This window comes from Loktanella sp. F6476L, from assembly GCF_023015725.1.
Lineage (GTDB): Bacteria > Pseudomonadota > Alphaproteobacteria > Rhodobacterales > Rhodobacteraceae > Yoonia.
In genome coordinates, this window is the sequence record NZ_JALKAR010000004.1 from 218,195 (window position 1) to 236,048 (window position 17,854).

At 57.1% G+C, this 17,854-nt stretch carries 13 protein-coding genes; 2 read left to right on the top strand and 11 right to left on the bottom strand.

All coding sequences use genetic code 11. From position 1 onward, the window contains the following. Window positions 1–35: 35 nt before the first annotated feature. Window positions 36–1,097, bottom strand: a complete 1,062-nt coding sequence (locus tag MWU61_RS10620; protein ID WP_247128341.1) for a hypothetical protein — start codon at window positions 1,095–1,097, stop codon at window positions 36–38. Between the two features lie 164 nt (window positions 1,098–1,261). Between MWU61_RS10620 and MWU61_RS10625 the strand changes: the two genes are divergently transcribed. Then, entirely contained in the window at window positions 1,262–2,158 is an 897-nt protein-coding gene (locus MWU61_RS10625; protein ID WP_247128342.1) for a DMT family transporter, read from the top strand. A gap of 58 nt (window positions 2,159–2,216) precedes the next feature. Here MWU61_RS10625 and glmM read toward each other — a convergent pair whose 3' ends face one another. The 8 genes from glmM to MWU61_RS10665 form a co-directional block, all read right to left on the bottom strand. Then, on the bottom strand, window positions 2,217–3,563 hold the full coding sequence (glmM, locus tag MWU61_RS10630; RefSeq protein ID WP_247128343.1) for a phosphoglucosamine mutase: 1,347 nt from the start codon (window positions 3,561–3,563) through the stop codon (window positions 2,217–2,219). Continuing rightward, window positions 3,556–4,569, bottom strand: coding sequence for a dihydropteroate synthase (gene folP / locus MWU61_RS10635; RefSeq protein ID WP_247128344.1), 1,014 nt, complete (start codon window positions 4,567–4,569; stop codon window positions 3,556–3,558). Before folP ends, glmM begins: the two co-directional genes overlap by 8 nt. Beyond that, entirely contained in the window at window positions 4,566–5,480 is a 915-nt protein-coding gene (locus MWU61_RS10640; protein ID WP_247128345.1) for a dihydroneopterin aldolase, read from the bottom strand. Before MWU61_RS10640 ends, folP begins: the two co-directional genes overlap by 4 nt. A 98-nt stretch (window positions 5,481–5,578) precedes the next feature. Continuing rightward, the gene (locus MWU61_RS10645) at window positions 5,579–6,253 is read right to left on the bottom strand and encodes a cell wall hydrolase (protein WP_247128346.1); all 675 of its coding nucleotides are present in this window, start codon (window positions 6,251–6,253) and stop codon (window positions 5,579–5,581) included. Between the two features lie 176 nt (window positions 6,254–6,429). After that, window positions 6,430–8,970 (bottom strand): putative PEP-binding protein, encoded by a 2,541-nt coding sequence (locus MWU61_RS10650; RefSeq protein WP_247128423.1) that lies wholly within the window; start codon window positions 8,968–8,970, stop codon window positions 6,430–6,432. Window positions 8,971–9,058: 88 nt separating this feature from the next. Then, window positions 9,059–11,311: a glycine--tRNA ligase subunit beta gene (gene glyS / locus MWU61_RS10655; protein WP_247128347.1), complete on the bottom strand. Its 2,253-nt coding sequence runs from the start codon at window positions 11,309–11,311 to the stop codon at window positions 9,059–9,061. Further along, a complete protein-coding gene (locus tag MWU61_RS10660) occupies window positions 11,311–11,805 on the bottom strand; it encodes a DUF6446 family protein (RefSeq protein ID WP_247128348.1) in 495 nt (164 codons plus the stop codon). Before MWU61_RS10660 ends, glyS begins: the two co-directional genes overlap by 1 nt. 32 nt (window positions 11,806–11,837) lie before the next feature. After that, window positions 11,838–12,758 (bottom strand): glycine--tRNA ligase subunit alpha, encoded by a 921-nt coding sequence (locus MWU61_RS10665; protein ID WP_247128349.1) that lies wholly within the window; start codon window positions 12,756–12,758, stop codon window positions 11,838–11,840. Between the two features lie 188 nt (window positions 12,759–12,946). On the opposite strand from MWU61_RS10665, the gene MWU61_RS10670 reads away from it, so the two are divergent. Next, on the top strand, window positions 12,947–14,725 hold the full coding sequence (locus MWU61_RS10670) for a serine protease (RefSeq protein WP_247128350.1): 1,779 nt from the start codon (window positions 12,947–12,949) through the stop codon (window positions 14,723–14,725). Between the two features lies 1 nt (window position 14,726). Here MWU61_RS10670 and MWU61_RS10675 read toward each other — a convergent pair whose 3' ends face one another. Beyond that, complete coding sequence (locus tag MWU61_RS10675) at window positions 14,727–16,313, bottom strand: 5-guanidino-2-oxopentanoate decarboxylase (RefSeq protein ID WP_247128351.1); 1,587 nt, start codon at window positions 16,311–16,313, stop codon at window positions 14,727–14,729. Between the two features lies 1 nt (window position 16,314). Beyond that, window positions 16,315–17,763: a TrkH family potassium uptake protein gene (locus tag MWU61_RS10680; RefSeq protein WP_247128352.1), complete on the bottom strand. Its 1,449-nt coding sequence runs from the start codon at window positions 17,761–17,763 to the stop codon at window positions 16,315–16,317. Between the last annotated feature and the right edge of the window lie 91 nt (window positions 17,764–17,854).

Here is a 17,854-nt window from a genome sequence, read left to right on the forward strand (position 1 = left end):
TTGCGCCGGATCAATCAGCGTTGGCGCGGATACGCTTAGAGGCTTTTGAGATACTCGATCTCTTTCTTCTCGTCGCTCGCGGTCCAGCCTTCGTCCATGCATTTGATCAGCAAGGTGATGAAGGATTTATCAGCGTTCGCCAGCGATTTCATAGTTGCCGCATGTTTTGTCCGCATGAGTTTGGAATAGATCACAGCCACATCATCCGCGTCGGAATTATGGTGCTTGTCCAGCCATTCAAAGATTTTCTTCAAACGGCGCGGGTTGTTCCCCATCTTGGTCAAATAGGTCGCAAGGCCCTTTTCATCCATGCTGGCCGTCATCCTGAACGATCCCCAGCGGAACCGGTTCACAACGAATTCGGCATCTTGGTTCATGTAGATGTCGAAACCGTGCGAAATCAGACCCGGCGTGAACCCGACTTTGACGCTGGAAAACCCGATGTTGTAGTCCAGCCAAGACACCGGATCGAAAGTGAACGCGTTGTTCGTGCGGTCCAGACCCGGTGGCCAATAGCGGCACGGCGACCCGAAACTGTTCACTTCCATGTTTTTGATCGCATCCTCGCCAAGCGCCAATGCCACGGCGGTCAGCGCGTTAGACGTGATCAAGTTACCTTGGGAATGGCAGAAGATTTTCAGCTTGCTGCGTTCCTGCACCGACATTTCAGCGATGTAGCGATAAAGCGATGCGGTCGCTTTGTTGCTGGCCACAAGACCTTCCATAAAGTCGATTTTGCTCAGCCCTGACTTGAGCTGAGCCGCCGCCGCATAAGCTGCATTAAACGCAGCGCTCCACGCGCTGAAACTACCCGCCTGCGCGCCAACAAGAACGCCTTTGTCCAGCAGACATTGGCCAAGGTCGGACCAGAAACCGTCCTTCTTGTTATACACCCCGATGACCGGACAGCCCTGCAGCAACGACAGCGCCAGCGCGCTATCCATATGGTTTTCCCCTGAGTTCGCCATACCGTTGACGAAGACAACTTCGCGGCGATGATCAAACCATGCCATCCCAGAAGCCTCTTCGTTCACATAGCGATTAATTTCGCCATCTTCGGTCGGCTTATTGTTCTTTTTCATAGAGCTCAGGGCCATTTGGGTACTTTCAATTACTGATACTGGCGGCACGTTGGCAATTTTACGCGCATGAAACAACCTTCGATTTAGTTCTACAGGAACTTCTTCGCGCGCTGGATTTGCCACTGGTCAAGTTGGGCCTGTTATGAAATCAAACGGCGATCCCATCAAAGGCACCCATTGTGACCACCCAACCGACCCCCGCCAATTGGTTTTCCGTCGCCGCCCTTGGCTTGATTTGGGGTGGGACGTTTATGGTCGTGGCCATCGCGTTGGAAGGCTACGGGCCGTTGACGGTTGCGGCGGCGCGGACTGCACTTGGCTCGCTGGCATTGATCGGGATCATGGGGGTCATGCGCAGCCCGCTGCCGCAGTTTTCGGGCCAGCTGATCAAATATTTGCTCGTTATTGGTGTAATGAACACCGCCCTGCCCTTTGCCATGCTCAGTTGGGGACAACAGTACGTTCCATCTGCGTTTGCGGGCATTTCGATGACTGCGATCCCACTATTTGTCCTGCCGCTGGCGCATCTGTTTTCCGATGAAGTCATGACCCGACGCAATGCTGTAGGCGTGACGCTTGGGTTCATTGGTGCAGTCGTTTTGATCGGGCCGTCTGTCTTGCGGATTGGTACGGGCTGGGAACCATTGGGCCAGTTGGCCTGCGTGGCCGCCGCCCTGTCTTATGCGATTTCAAGCGTGATGACGCGGCGCTGCCCGCCGATCGATTCAATCACGATGGCAACCATTCTGATGATCATTGGGGCCGTGACACTAATCCCCGCAATGTTGATCGTCGAAGGCGTACCGCAGATGGCCGATACGCGCAGTACGCTTGCGATTGTTTTTCTTGGGTTCGTGCCGACAGCGCTCGCGGCGTTGCTGCGCGTCTTTACAATCCGCACCGCCGGCGCCGTTTTCATGACACTTGTGAACTACCAAGTCCCCGTCTGGTCGATGGTTTTTGGTGCCGTCATCCTAAGTGAGACGCTGCCACTGCGCTTTTTCGCGGCCCTTGCGTTGATCCTGACAGGGCTTGCCATCAGCCAATACGCCAGCCTCAAACGGCTTTGGCGCTAATTCTTTTGGCTTCAAATATCTCGGGGGTATGGGGGCTGGCCCCCAAGCTGTACGCGATTTAGGACGCCGCCGCTTCGACCTCTGCCACGATCCCGTCGACAACTTCGGTCAATAGATCAGGGTCTTCGCATTCTGCCATGACCCGCACCAAAGGTTCCGTGCCGGATTTGCGGATTAGCAATCGCCCTTTGCCCACCAATCTGGTTTCCGCGTCCGCGATTGCACCTGTCACGTTAGCCGCTTCGAGCGGGTTTTGCCCTGCTGCGTAACGCACGTTTTTCAGCAATTGCGGCACAGTTTCAAAGGTTTCAGTCAGTTCGCTGGCCTTTTTGCCGCTGTCGATCATCGCGGCAAGGAACTGGATACCAGCCAGCAAGCCATCACCCGTGGTCGCGTAATCTGTCATCACGATGTGACCGGATTGTTCGCCGCCAAGGTTAAAGCCCTTTTCGCGCATCGCTTCGACCACATAGCGGTCGCCAACAGCAGTCCGTTCCAGATGCAGACCTTTGCCCGTCAGATACCGTTCGAGGCCAAGGTTGGACATCACGGTCGCGACAAGCGTATCGCCTTGCAAACGCCCCTCTGCGGCCCAGCGCGACGCCATCAGCGCCATCAACTGATCGCCGTCTGCGACTTTGCCGGTCTCGTCCAAGATCATCACGCGATCCGCGTCACCATCGAGACAAATCCCCACGTCCGCGCCGTGCGACACGATGGTTTCCGCCGCTAATGTTGGATGCGTGGACCCGCAGCCATCGTTGATGTTATATCCGTTCGGGCTGACGCCCACAGGGATCACGGTTGCCCCCATTTCCCACAGGACTTCGGGTGCCACACGGTGTGCTGCACCATTTGCGCAATCGATCACGACTTTCAGACCATCAAGCCGCATGCCGGATGGGAACGTGCTTTTGACCCGTTCCGCATAGCGGAACCGCCCATCGTCGATCCGTTTGGCCCGCCCGATGTTCATAGCTTGCGCCGGTTCAATGTCGCTCGCGATAAGCCGTTCAATTTCGGTTTGCGCTTCGTCGGACAGCTTGAACCCGTCCGGTCCAAAGAATTTGATGCCGTTGTCGTGGTGCGGGTTGTGGCTGGCTGAAATCATGATGCCGACGTCGGCGCGCATGGATGTGGTCAGCATGCCGACCGCAGGCGTTGGCACCGGGCCCAGCAACAGCACGTTCATGCCGGTTGACGTCAGGCCCGCCGTCAGCGCGTTTTCAAACATGTAGCCGGACAGACGTGTGTCTTTGCCAATGACGACCCGGTGGCCGTTTGATCCGTCATTCCGGAAATAGCGTCCTGCCGCCGCCCCGATTTTCAACGCCATTTCTGCCGTCATCGGGTGAATGTTTGCCGTTCCACGAACGCCGTCGGTTCCGAAAAGTTTCTCAGCCATAATCACTTGCCCCACTTAATGCCATTTGCAGGTTCAGCGCCTGCTTTGTTTCTTTGACGTCATGGACCCTTAAAATCTGCACACCCTGTGCTGATCCATGCAGTGCCAACGCAATCGACCCACCGAGCCGCTGCATCGCGTCACTTTCGCCGGAAACCTCACCAATCAACCGTTTCCGCGACGCACCTAACAGTATCGGCAAACCAAGGTCGTGGTAAATGGCAAGATCCCGCAACAAGCTCAAGTTATGTTGCAAAGTCTTACCAAAACCAATGCCAGGATCGGTGATTATATTCGGAAGGCGAATGCCCGCCGCTTCGGCGACCGCGATCCGATCTGCGAGATGGTCGAAGACGTCGAAAGTGACCGCGTCGTAATCGGGATTGTCCTGCATGTCTTCGGGCAGGCCTTGCGAATGCATCAGGCAGATCGGGCAGTCTGCCGCTGCCGCAACCCCTGCCATGTCAGGGTCAAAACGCATCGCGGAGACATCGTTGATGATGTTCGCACCTGCTTCGAGTGCGGCTTGCGCCACTGCCGCTTTGCGCGTGTCGATGGAAATTGGTGTGGTGATCCCTGCCTCACGCATTGCGCGGATGACGGGCGCGGTCCGGTTGATTTCGTCTTGGATCGCAACCTCTGCGGCCCCCGGTCGCGTGCTTTCGCCGCCAATGTCGAGGATATCGGCGTCCTGCGCCATGACCTTCGCACGTGCGACTGCGGCGTCCACACTTGCGAGTGTTCCGCCGTCCGAAAAGCTATCAGGCGTCACGTTCAAGATGCCCATGATACGCGGCACATCTAATGTCAGGCCACAGATCGCAGGACGATGTGTACTGATCCGCGTCTGCGCGTCGGGTGCGAGATCATCGAACATGACCTCTTCGTCCCCGCCGTCACGGTCCCGCAGGAGCGCTGTTTCGGTAAAGACCCAAGCGCTGCCACCCAAACGCCGCGCGTCGTCGTAGGCTGTCTGTTGCGGGATTGGCTGGATGTATTGTGTCAAAGTGAAGTCTCAATCGTTAGGCTGCGCACGGGCACCGTTGCATCTGGTGCGATGTCGCCGATCACAACCAGTTCTGCCGCGTCGATTTCAGTGGCGAACCAACTGACAAGCGCTAGAGCATCCCGCGCGGATGCCGATGGGCCGTCCACCGCGTCGAGGACGATTTTCGACGGTGCCCAGATGCTGATTTGGCCGTTCTTCATCGCCCAATCGAGTTCGGTCCGAGTTTCGACAACCTTGCAACGGTGATCTTTGGCCGCCAAGGTCCACGCGTTTTGCTCAATGGCAAGCAGATCAATCCGACGTTGTGTCATGGCGTGATCAGTTGTTGGAACGGGTAAAGCACCCGCCCCCACGCAAAGAACGAGTGGCGCGTCTTGGCCCGCAAAGTGATCAATCCACCCTTTCAGGTTATCTGACCCGATGGCGTCATTTGACAGGTACACGACGCAAGGGTGCGGCGCTTCTTGGTGGACTTGCGCGTCAGGGGTCGCGCCGTCACGCGCGCGGACGATTTCAACACCGAGCGAAAATGGACCACGATCCAGTTTTTCGATCCGCACGAAAACGCGTTCAGCTTGGGGTTCCAGCAGGATACGTTCGGCCACACGGGCTGCCAATGTTTCCAGCAGATTGATCCGTTCGGCCTGCAGTTCGACACCGATGGCTTCGGTAACGCGGTCATAAGATAGAATGCGGTCTACATCGTCATCGATTGGACCGGTCAGCGGCAGGACTTCAACAACGACGTTAAAGCGGACGCGCTGTAGCGTGCCCCGTTCCAGTTGGAACGCCCCGATTTCCACTTCGACCGTGTAGTCCCGCAACGAAATGCGGTCATAGGGCACATCGGCACTGGCCGCGGCCCGTTCTGATGGATGCGCGAACGCAAGATGGATGTCGTTGGTCATTGGCGTGCCTTTCCGCGCGTGTTGCTTGGCGGAATACGCGCAGATTGCCACCCTCGCAAGGTTGTCAAAGGCGACAGTCTGATCAGGCGTTGCGACGTTTAGTTCGACGCTGTGCGTGTTGGCTGGCGATAGAACAGGTGAACGCCGTATTTCGCGGTACGCGGGAAAACGCGCGCCCAAGACGGGTTCACAGCTGTCGTGTGATAATGCGTGGCACCATCGGTCAGGTTCCGGTCTGCCCCGTCAATCAAAAGACGGGCAACTTTACCAACACGACGCCAAGCAGCGGGTTCAGAGATCACCTCTGGACGTCCGTCACATGTGTAGGTGAATTGGCAGGCGTATTTGCGGCCCGTGCCCTGATTGATCACACCGCACAGTGAATTTGGATAGGCGTTGCTGTCGACGCGGTTCATGATGACCTCTGCCACAGCGAAAAGCCCTTTGGCCGTTTCGCCGCGGGCTTCGAAATACAAAGCCTCGGACAGGCATTGCCACTGTGGGCCACCGGTCGCTGTTGGCAGACTGGCGAGATACGCATTGTTGTAATCAACGGCTTGCTGCGCGGTTGGGATATTCCGTTCGGATGCTGGCGGCAGCGTTGTCAAAGCGGTCAATCGCGCATCAGGGATCACAGCCAAAGCCTGGCGTTCCTGCCCCAAGAGTGCGCTTAAGCGGCTGGCCAATACATCTTGTGCCGATGCAGCCCCGCCCGTGAATACCGCACATGCCAAGCCCAATGCCGGCGCGATGCGTCCAAAACCCAATTTCATCGCGACCCCATCGCGTTGCACGTGGTCAAGCCCCACGCAAGCGCTGCCCCTCTAAGGGATCGGGTTCAATGAGTCTACCCCTGCGGTCCGAAGCGGAAATTCGACTGTTGCATGTTTCCACACAGGCAACAATTAAATGGCAGATCATGCGGTTACAGCATGCACTGCATCTAAATCTACGAATTCAACTTATCGCTGAGCGTCAGCTGCGCGGCGGAAAGTCGCGCAACTGGGACGCGGAATGGCGAACAGGATACATAGTCAAAACCCTGCTTACGACAGAAATCAATCGCGGCACGTGTTCCGCCATGTTCGCCGCACAACGACAGGGTGATATTGCCACGCCCCTTGCGGCCGCGTTCTGCGCCAATGGAAAGCAGTTCGCCAACACCGTCGATGTCCAGACTGTGGAACGGATCTTCTTCGTAGACGCCCTGCTGCACATAAGCGGACATAAAGCGCCCCGCGTCATCGCGGGACAGACCGTAAGTCATCTGTGTCAGGTCGTTGGTGCCGAATGACAGGAATTCGGCGTGCTGCGCGATATCTTCTGCCCGCAACGCCGCACGTGGTGTTTCGACCATGACGCCAAGTTTGTAAGCGAAATCGTTTTGCCGATTGGTCCGCACAGAGGCCGCAACCGCGTCGATCCGTGATTTGACCAGTTCGACTTCGCGCATGGCGCTGACGACGGGGATCATGATTTCGGGCGCGACCCCTGCCCCGTTTTCATTGGCGTCGACTGTTGCTTCAAAAATGGCACGCGCCTGCATTTCGTAGATTTCAGGAATCGCGATCCCAAGACGGACGCCGCGCATCCCAAGCATCGGGTTATATTCAGCCAAGGCCGCGACCCGTTCCGTCACTTTCGCAAGTGGAAGCGCCAGCTGTTCGGACAGATCGCGCAAACCCGCTTTGTCGGACGGTAGGAATTCATGCAATGGCGGATCAAACAACCGGATACACACGGGCAAGCCAGCCATGATTTCAAACAACGCCGCAAAATCAGCACGTTGCATAGGCATCAAACGGTCCAGCACGGCCCGACGATCATCCGCATTATCGGCAAAGATCATTTCGCGCATCACGCCCAAACGGTCGCCGGAAAAGAACATGTGTTCGGTCCGGCATAGTCCGATGCCTTCGGCTGCGAAATTGCGCGCTGTCTGCGCATCATCAGGCGTGTCGGCGTTTGCACGCACACCAATATCACGTACATCGTCGGCCCATTGCAGTAGCGTCTGAAATGCATCATCTAGCGCGGCCTCGACCATGGCTGGCGCACCTGCCAGAACATCACCTGTCGTGCCATCAACGGTTACGATGTCACCTTCGCCAAATTTGCGGCCATCCGGCGCGATAATCTGTGCACGTTTGCGATCAATTGTCAGTGCGGACGCGCCCACAACACAAGGCAGCCCCAAGCCGCGCCCGATCACCGCCGCATGGCTGGTGATCCCGCCGCGCATTGTCAGAACTGCGTGCGCCGCATGCATCCCACGAATATCTTCTGGCGTGGTTTCGCGGCGCACCAAGATACAGGCTTCACCGCGCGCCGCACTGGCTTGCGCATCGTTCGACGTAAAGACGATCCGGCCAGTCGCCGCACCCGGGCTGGCCGCGATCCCTTTGACGATAAAATCACGCGCGGCACTAGGATCGACCTGCCGATGCAGCAATTCTGACAACGCGGCCGGTTGGATCCGCATGACCGCTTCTTCGCGCGGGATGATTTTGTCGGTCGCCAGTGCGACAGCGATCCGCACTGCAGCTTGGGATGCACGCGCTACCCGCACGGCGTCCAAAATCCATAAAGTGCCAGATTCAATCGTAAATTCGACGATCATTTCTTCGCGGAGCTTGCGACGGCAGACATCACCGATAGCGATCAGTTCCGCAAATACGCTAGGTGCGCGGTCTTCCAATGAGGGGCCGCGATCATCGCGGGTCAGGTAGATCGCGTTATCTGCTTCGATCAAGGCCTCACGCCGTTGGCTTTGCGCAATGTAGCGGCCGGTCACTTGTGGCAAACCAGTACTGCTGTTGACGTATTGGATCAGGCCCGCGCCACATTCGCCTTCCCCCAGTCCCATCGCCATTGCCTGCACGACAAGACCAAGCCCTGCATCAATCGGGGCCCCTTTGGCTTCGCGCAGCAAACGGGCCGATGTGCCATCCCAAGCGCGCGCCATGGAGCGCAACGCGTCACCGAGCTGGACTGCCGGATCATCCGGGAAAGTTTCGTCAGTTTCGTATTCGTAGGCTTCGAGGGCACGTTTCAACGCCTCAGCATCCGAGCAATCCGGATATTCAAACGCCTCTGGATCAAGACGGTGAACGTGTACCGCATAGGACTGAACAAACCGTAAAAAGATGCGCGTTGCCGCAGCTTCACCAATTGTTTCGCAAAGGCAGGCGTGCTGCGCCGCATTCATACCGATGTTCAGGATCGCACCCGGCCCACCCCAATCGGGGTCTTGGCTAGATGGACGGATCGACAGCAGCGGCGCGTCACCAAAAGGCGCAAGGATGCTGGCCATATCCGGCATATGCCCCTTCGCGATTTGGTTCACCGCATCGAAGCTGAGCGCGATCGTTTTGGGCACAGGCATATCGAGCCGCACAAGACGTTGAAGGCATTTTGCCCGCCCGCCATGCACGTCAGCGGCCATCGCCGCCGTCGGCGTGATGAGCGTTATAGACTGGAAACGTGACATTTGCTGCACTGCGGCGATCCTTATATTCAACCGCAGCATAAGACCCTTAACGCTTGCGCGTAAAGGTTTGTTCCCAGAAACGTGGCGTTTAACCCTCGATAAGGGTCAGATCAGCCACGCTGAGACAGATCGTTCTGATTCGGCTGAGCAGGTTCAGACGGTTGCGGCGGACGATAGTTGCGTCCGCGTTTACCTGAACATCTGTAAAGAATGCGTCAATCGGACCACGCAATTCTGCCATGGCGGTCATCGCGGTGCTGAAATCTTCGGCCTGCATCGCGGGTGCGATTTTGGCGTCAGCAGCGTCGAGTGCGGCAAACAACGCCTTTTCGCTATCGTGCTCAGCGTACTTTAGGTCCGCCCCGTAAGAGTATTCGACACCGTCTTTTTCTTCGGCCTGGGTCAGGATGTTGTTCGCGCGCTTGAAGCCTTGGATCAGGTTTTCACCGTCGTCGGTTTTCAGCGTTTCAGCAAGCGCCTGCGCCCGCTTCACCAACAGCGTCAGATCGTCGTTCCCCGGCATCGCGATGCAGGCGTCGATGATGTCATGACGGATTCCTTGGTCCTTGAGGAAGACCTTGAGACGGTCGTGGAAGAACGAAAGAAGGTTCAAGCTTGTGTCTGGCACCCGCTTTGCCACGCCGTCAATCCACGATCCTTCGCTAAAGTCGGGCTTGACCTCTGCCCCGTCGAAACGCTTTTGAACGGTCAGGAACGCTGACTTGAAGATACCATGCTCCGAGATTTCTCGCAGCGTTTCTTCCATCGTGTGCAAATCAGGTTCACTGACATCGCTATTCACAGACCGGATTTCATGCCGTAAGAATTCAGCGTCGAAGGCCTTATCCAAAGACATCCGCACATTGTTGGTGAGGATCAACCGAATGACGCCCAAGGCAGAGCGCCGGAGCGCAAACGGATCCTTCGATCCGGTCGGTTTTTCGTCAATCGCCCAGAAGCCGGTCAATGTATCAAGCTTGTCCGCCAAAGCGACAGTCACAGAGACGGGCGCTGTTGGCACGTCGTCCGATGGACCGAGCGGCGAGTAATGTTCTTGGGCAGCCGCGGCCACAGCGTCAGATGCACCCGCTGATTTAGCGTAATAACGCCCCATAAGTCCTTGAAGTTCAGGGAATTCATAGATCATTTCGGACCGCAGATCGGCCTTTGCGATCCGCGCGGCCTCTGCCGCATCATCAGCGTCCGCGCCCACTACAGGTGCAATTTCGCGCGCCAGTGCGACGATACGTTCGACACGATCAAACTGTGACCCTAGCTTGTTGTGGAACGTCACGGCTTTCAGGCCTTCGGTCCATTCCGCCATGCCCGCTTTGGCCACGCGCAGGTCGTTTTCCCAGAAGAATTTTGCGTCAAAAAGCCTTGCAAACAATACCTTTTGGTTGCCTGCGAGGATGGTCGCGCCGTCATCTTTGGTCTCGATATTCGCGACGGTGACAAAGCGTTCGATGCGGTTCGTTTTCGGGTTCCGGACCGAGAAGAATTTCTGGTGGTCCTTCATCGAGGTTTGCAGCACCTCTGGCGGCATTTCGAGGAAGTCGTCAGCGATGGTGCCCATCAGCGTGACTGGCCATTCAACGAGGTTCGCAACCTCTGCCAGTAGACCGCGATCTTCGACGATCTCGAGGCCCTGCGCGAACGCTTGGTTTGTGGCGTCGTGCCAGATCAATTCGGCTCGCTCTTCCGCGCGCAGAACAACCTTCGCACGCTTGAGCTTTGCCTCGTAATCCTCGAAAGACACGACAGAAAACGCGTCCGGCGCCATAAAGCGATGCCCGCGTGTCTGGTTTCCCGCTTTGATGCCGTCGATGTCCAGCGGTACGATCTCGGCCCCTGCTTCATCGCTGAGGATACAGATGATGGAATGCAACGGGCGGACCCATTTCAGCGCACCTTCACCCCAGCGCATGGATTTTGGCCACGGGAAATTCCGGATCGTTTTTTCTAGCACTTCGGCGATGATATCCGCAGCCATCCGGCCCGGTTTTTCAACGACTGCAAAGTAGACTTGGCCTTTTTTGACGTCGCGGATTTCAAGCTGATCTTTGGTTAACCCTGTGGACCGCAGAAAGCCTTCCAATGCTTTATCCGGCGCTGTTGTTGCTGGCCCTTTGCGTTCTTCGCGGACCGCTTTGCTTTCCGATGTCAGCCCTTCCAAGGACAGCGCCAAACGGCGTGGCGTTGCGAATGCAGCCGCACCCGCATAGGTCAAACCAGCCTCGACAAGACCGTCAGTGACCAGTTTTTGCAGGTCTTTTGCGGCTTTGGCCTGCATACGCGCAGGGATTTCTTCGGAGAAGAGTTCAATCAGAAGATCGGCCATTATTGCAGTCTTTCCGGTGCTGGTGGGCAATGTTCGGGTGCCCGGTTGCCGTCAAAGACAACTTCGCCACATTCGTTAATTTGGTGCCACGCGAATGCGCGACCGTCGGGGTAAACTGCGATCACGCGGTCGATCCCGTATTGGATGTTTTCGATGCCCATGAAGGCCACGGCAACGCCAGATGACAGGTCGTTCCCCAATTCACCGGCTTGGAAACAGTCGAACCAGCCCGGTGCATTTAGCGGTTCTGCGGCGTCATAGATTTCGTAGGTCTCGGTCAAGAACCCGAAGCTGAGCGAGGTATCAAAGCAAGCGCGGAACCGAAGTGGGCTGCTGTCGCTATCAATCGCGTTGAAGTTTTCGAACAAAATCGGTTCTGGTTCGCCCGTGAACAACGAAGTCATTTGCACATCTTCAACTTGAAGCGTGACTTCTTCGTAGTAGGCATAAACCTGAAGATAGTAGAGCGCGATGCCCGCAGCGATGGCTGACATGATGATCCCTCCTATAGCGAGACGGGCAATATTCATGCCGCGTGACCAGCGGCAGCGGTGAGTACAAACGCATCCGCGCATGATTTCGTCAGCGCCCGCACCCGCCCAATATAGGCTTGGCGTTCCGTGACAGAGATCACCCCACGTGCGTCGAGCAGGTTGAACACATGGCTGGCCTTGATCGCCTGATCGTAGGCAGGATGCGCCATGATGATGCGTTTGCCGGTCTTCGGGTCAACGTGTTCCTCGGCCAAGATGCGGGCGCATTCGGCTTCCGCGTCTTTAAAGTGCTGCAACAACGTGTCGGTGTCGGCCACGTCGAAGTTCCAACGTGCGTATTCTTCTTCGGTCTGTTTAAACACGTCGCCGTAGGTCAACGCGATTGGCGCGTCGGGATCGTTGTACGGCATGTCCATCACGTGATCGACGTCGAGGATATACATCGCGAGCCGTTCCAGCCCGTAGGTCAATTCGCCGGACACGGGTTTACAGTCGTAACCTGCAACCTGTTGGAAATACGTGAATTGGGACACTTCCATGCCGTCGCACCAGACTTCCCAGCCAAGGCCCCACGCGCCCAATGTTGGGCTTTCCCAGTCGTCTTCGACAAAGCGGATGTCGTGCATGTCTGCGTCGATGCCGATCGCCTTCAAAGACCCAAGGTAGAGGTCCTGAAGATCAGGTGGGCTTGGTTTGATCAGCACTTGATACTGATAGTAATGCTGTAGGCGATTCGGGTTTTCGCCGTAGCGCCCGTCTGTTGGCCGCCGCGACGGCTGCACATAGGCCGCAGCCCACGGTTTTGACCCGAGCGAGCGCAATGTCGTGGCAGGGTGGAACGTGCCTGCGCCGACTTCCATGTCGTATGGTTGCATCATGGCACAGCCTTTGGTCGCCCAGTAAGACTGGAGACGCAGGATGATTTCTTGGAAACTACGTGGTTTGTCGGCCATTTCGCCCTCTTTTCGGTTTGGACGTTCAATAGGCTGCACGGCCGACAGGGTCAATTAGCAGCTATGGGGTATTTCCCCAGAAGAAACTCGCTTATGAGGTCTAGAATCTTGCTGCACCTGTTTGGTTCTCTGTTAAGTTCCACGTCGCATTAAGGTTAACGTAAGTTTTTGAAGTCTATGGATCACACATGATCAGAGTTTTTCTCGCAGTAATCGCATTCGCTTTCATGCCAATCGGCGCGGCCGCACAACAAAGCCCGGTTTGGGTGCAGGTTGAGGCACAGCCGACCCTGACCGGCGCGCAGAATCGCGCCCGTGCTTTTGACGCACGGCTCGACAACGTGGCGGGCTACTACATCGGATCAGGCTGGTACGGCATCGTCTTGGGCCCATACACACGCGCAGACGCAGACGTCTTGTTGGCCAACCTACGGCGCAGCGGCCAAATCCCGAGCGATAGCTTTATTGCGGATGGTCGCAATTTTCGCCAACAGTTCTGGCCAGTTGGCGTGGGTGCACCGACAACAGCACAGCCTTTGCCGACGACAGAGCCGTCGCTAGAGGAATTGGCGCGCGCGATTGCGAACACACCTGATTTGCCGTCTGATGCTGAAGACCTGGTGGTCGTGCCAGTGATTGCCCCAGATGAAACGCCTAACGAAGCCCGTGCGTCTGAAGCCGCGTTGAGCCGCGCCGCGAAAGAGCAGTTGCAAACGGCTTTGAAATGGGCCGGCTTTTACGATGCTGCGATTGATGGTGCTTTTGGGCGCGGAACACGGCGGTCGATGGGCGAATGGCAGGTTGCCAATAATTACGAACCAACCGGCATTTTGACGACAAAACAGCGCGCCGAGTTGATTGGCGCATACAATGCCATTCTGGATGGCATGGACCTGCAGTTGATCCGTGATGACGCTACAGGCATCGAAATGGTTATTCCGACAGGCGTTGTGGCTTTCGACAAATATGAGCCACCCTTTGCGCAGTTCGAACCGAAAGGCGATCTAGCCGCACGCGTATTGTTGATTTCGCAGGAAGGCGATCAGGATCGCTTGTTCGGCCTTTATGAAATCCTGCAGACATTGGCGATTGTCCCAACAGACGGCCCCCGCCGCCGCCGTGACCAATCGTTTGAAATCGAAGGCATTGGCGAAGGCATTCATTCCTACACCACGGCCACATTGCGCAATGGCCAGATCAAAGGCTTTTCATTGATTTGGCCGACTGGTGACGAAGCACGCCGCATTCGGGTTTTGGATGCGATGAAGGCCAGCTTTGCGACGGTTGACGGTGTCCTAGATCCCGCAATCGCAGCCCCAGACGACAGCCAAGCGATTGATCTTGTGTCCGGTTTGGCCGTGCGCAAACCAAAACTGTCGCGGTCGGGTTTCTTTGTAGATGGTCAAGGTGACGTTCTGACAACGGCGGAAGCAGTTGGCGAATGCAGCCGTATCACAATCGACGAAGTCCATGACGCACAGGTCGTTCACACAGACGCGGCGTTGGGTTTGGCCGTGATCCGGCCCAATACACCGCTGGCCCCCGCAGACGTGGCGCAATTCCAGACCGGTGTACCGCGTTTGCAGTCTGAGATTGCGGTCGCGGGCTATCCATACGGCGGAGTATTGACCACGCCGTCGCTGACGTTTGGCCGTCTTGCTGATATTCGCGGCCTGAACGGCGAAGATGAATTGAAGCGTCTATCATTGACCGCCCAACCGGGCGATGCGGGCGGGCCTGTGTTCGACAATGGTGGTGCGGTCTTGGGCATGTTGTTGCCTCGCGCCAGCCGGAACGGGCAGCAATTGCCGCCCGAAGTCAGCTTTTCAATCGACGCGACACGGATCGTGGCGTCGCTGTTGCTGGCTGATGTGCGGCTTGAGACGACGGACACCGTCGCCTTCCTGCCGCCAGAGGCGTTGAACCAGAAGGCCGTTGATGTGACCGTTCTGGTTTCTTGCTGGTAGGTTAGATCGCGATTTTCGCGTTCACATAGATCAGTGTAGGGCCTTGGGTTTCCAAGGCCTTACGCACAGCATCTTGCAGTTCGTCCAAAGACTCTGGTGCAGCTGACGCGGCACCGAACGCTTCGGCGAATTTCACAAAATCAGGGTTCTGCTGGATCACTGCATTTGGCGCGATTTGGGCAGCCACCATCGAATCTTCGATTTCGCCCAGCTTTCCGTTGTCCCAAAGGATAATGGGCAGGTTGAGCTGTAATTCCACCGCAACCATCAGTTCTTGCAGGGTATATTGGAAGCCATAGTCGCCTGCGATGGCGACTGTGGGCTGTCCTTTGCGCGCAATCGCCCCGCCAATCGCCGCAGGTAATGCGTAGCCGAGCGTGCCAAAACCGGTGGGGTGGTGCCACAGGTTTGGCGCAGACATCGGCCAGATTTCCAACGCGGCATAGGCAAATTGGGTCATGTCAGAGTAAACGACGGTGTCAGCTGGCAAGGCCACGCGCAACGCATCAGCCACTGGCAGAATACCGGGCCGTTCGCTGTTCACCTCTGCGCGCCACTTTTGACGTTGCTCCGCGACGGCGGTTTCTGTCCATTCTGTCTGTCCGGACCAATCGCCGCGCATACGCCACAGTTCTTTTGCGATTTGCCCTGCATCCGCATGAATCCGCGCAGTTGCCGGTCGGTCGTTCAATTCATCAGCGTCAATGTCGATGCGAATGAATGTGCCAGATTGCCCCAGATCGTCGCGCCACAGGTCGGTTTCGGACAATTCCGTCCCGACCGCGATCACGACATCCGCGCTTGCGATCACTTCCGCGGACCCAGGCCGCGCAAGGCTGCTGCCGAAGTGCAGACCGCCCTCGGGGAACATGCCCATCGCGGCGTAGGTCACGAAACTGGCCGCCCCTGCAGAGGTCACGACGTCGCGCCAGACGTCGGCCCCTTCCCGCGCCCCGCCGCCGAAAACGAACAACGGGCGTTTCGCCGTCGCAATCGCATCAAACACGATTTTTGTCACGTCGTCAGGGATATAGCCTGCGGTGACTTGCGTCGTTGGCGGGGGTGCTGCAGGTGCCAATGCCTCAAGCACCTCGATCGGTACTTGGATGTGTTTCGGGCGTTTGCGGCCTGTCGCGAATTCGGTCAACGCGCGGTCGATCAGCTGGTAGGCCGAATCCGCGTCCATCGCGGTCAGCGACCAGTCACATACGGTGCCCGCCGCGATTTCCTGATCCTTCATTTCGTGCAACCGTCCGCGCCCCATGCCGAGGTCCGCGCGATTGAGGCAGCTAGAAATCACCAACATCGGCACCGAATCCGAATAGGCCTGCCCCATCGGCGTCATGATATTGCAAAGGCCCGGCCCCGTGATCACGTAAGCGACCCCCGGCTTTCCTGTCGCACGTGCGTAGCCGTCCGCCATAAAACCCGCACCCTGTTCATGACGGGCTAGCACGTGTGTCAGCCCCGCTTCTTCGATGCCACGGTACATCTCTTGGTTATGCACGCCCGGAATCCCGAAAATAACCTCGACGCCGCGTGATTTCAGCATGTGCGAGATTTGTGCACCGAGCGGGCGTTGAGACATGTTAAGATCTCCAGAACTTGGGGGTAAGGATGGCCAGAACCACCATGATTTCGAGGCGGCCAACGAACATCGCGATGGCCAAAATCCACTTAGCCGCGTCGTTGATACCTGCGTAATTGCCTGCCGGTCCGATTTCTGTCCCCAGCCCCGGTCCAATGTTGGCCACAGCCGCAGCCGCGCCGGAAACAGAGGTGATAAAATCCAGCCCCGTCATGCCCAAAAGGACGGCGATGAAGCCAAGCAACAGCAAGAACGCCACGAAAAACGCCATGACGGAGTTGAGGACGTCCTCGGACACGGTTTTGCCGTCATAGCGGGGTGTGAAGACGCCGTGGGGCGAGTGGATTTGCCGGATTTGGCTTTTGATCGACGCGAAGAGCAGTTGATAGCGGAAGACTTTGACGGAGCATGATGTTGATCCCGCGCAGCCCCCGACAAGCCCGATAAAGAAGAACATCACGACGGGGAATGTGCCCCATGTCATATAGTCGGCGCTAGCGTATCCTGTGCCCGAAATGATGGATGTCACGTTAAAGAGCGCCTCGCGAAACGCGAGTTCCGATAGGACGCCTTGCCGCCCCCAGACCCATGATGTGATCAGGAGCACGCAGATCGTGATAACGCCAAGAAAGCCGCGGATTTGGGGGTCGGACCACAATGGTTTTGCGGACCCGGCCATCAGTTGCACAAAGCGGACAAATGGCACCGCTGCGAGCAACATAAAGACAATCGCGATGTAATGGGTCGACGCGCCGAACCGCGAGAAGGATGCGTCGGTATTGGCCATGCCGCCAGTCGAAACCGTCGTCATCGCATGCACGACACTGTCAAAACGTCCCATGCCGGAAGCGGCATAAGCGAAGGCACAAGCAATTGTCAGGCCAATGTAGATTGTCGAGATGGAGCTCGCGATTTCCCCCGCCCGTGGCAGGATTTTCCCCATGGTATCAAAGCCTTCAGATCGGAAGATTTGCATGCCACCAACCCGCAGTTCGGGTAGAAACACCATCGCCACAACAATAATCCCGACGCCGCCAAGCCATTGCAGAATGCCGCGCCAAAGCTGCAAACCGCGCGGCAACCCGTCGAGGCCGGTAAACACGGTCGCACCAGTCGTCGTCAGGCCGGACATTGCTTCGAAAAACGCGTCGGTGAAATTCGCTTCTGTCGCGCCCAGTACAAATGGAATTGCGCCGAAAATAGGCAGCGTAATCCAGACGAGTGACGTCAATAGGAAGGTCTGGCGCAGAGACAACCGTGCTGCCGTCCCGTTCGAACATGCCATTGATGTCAGAACACCCGCAAGAATGGTCACAATCGCGGCCTCGAAGAACACGGGCCATTCGCCGTTTTGATCCACGATATCAACGGCCAAGGGCCCGAGCATGGTCACGCCAAGCGAAGCCACGAGCAGGCCAATAACATATCCAACTGGGCGTAAGTCGATCATCCTGCAGGGTTGGCCTGCGGGGGGTATAGTGTCAAGAGACTGCGGCGTGAGAACGGCCACTGCCGTGGCCATTCGTTCACAGGTTCGGCGG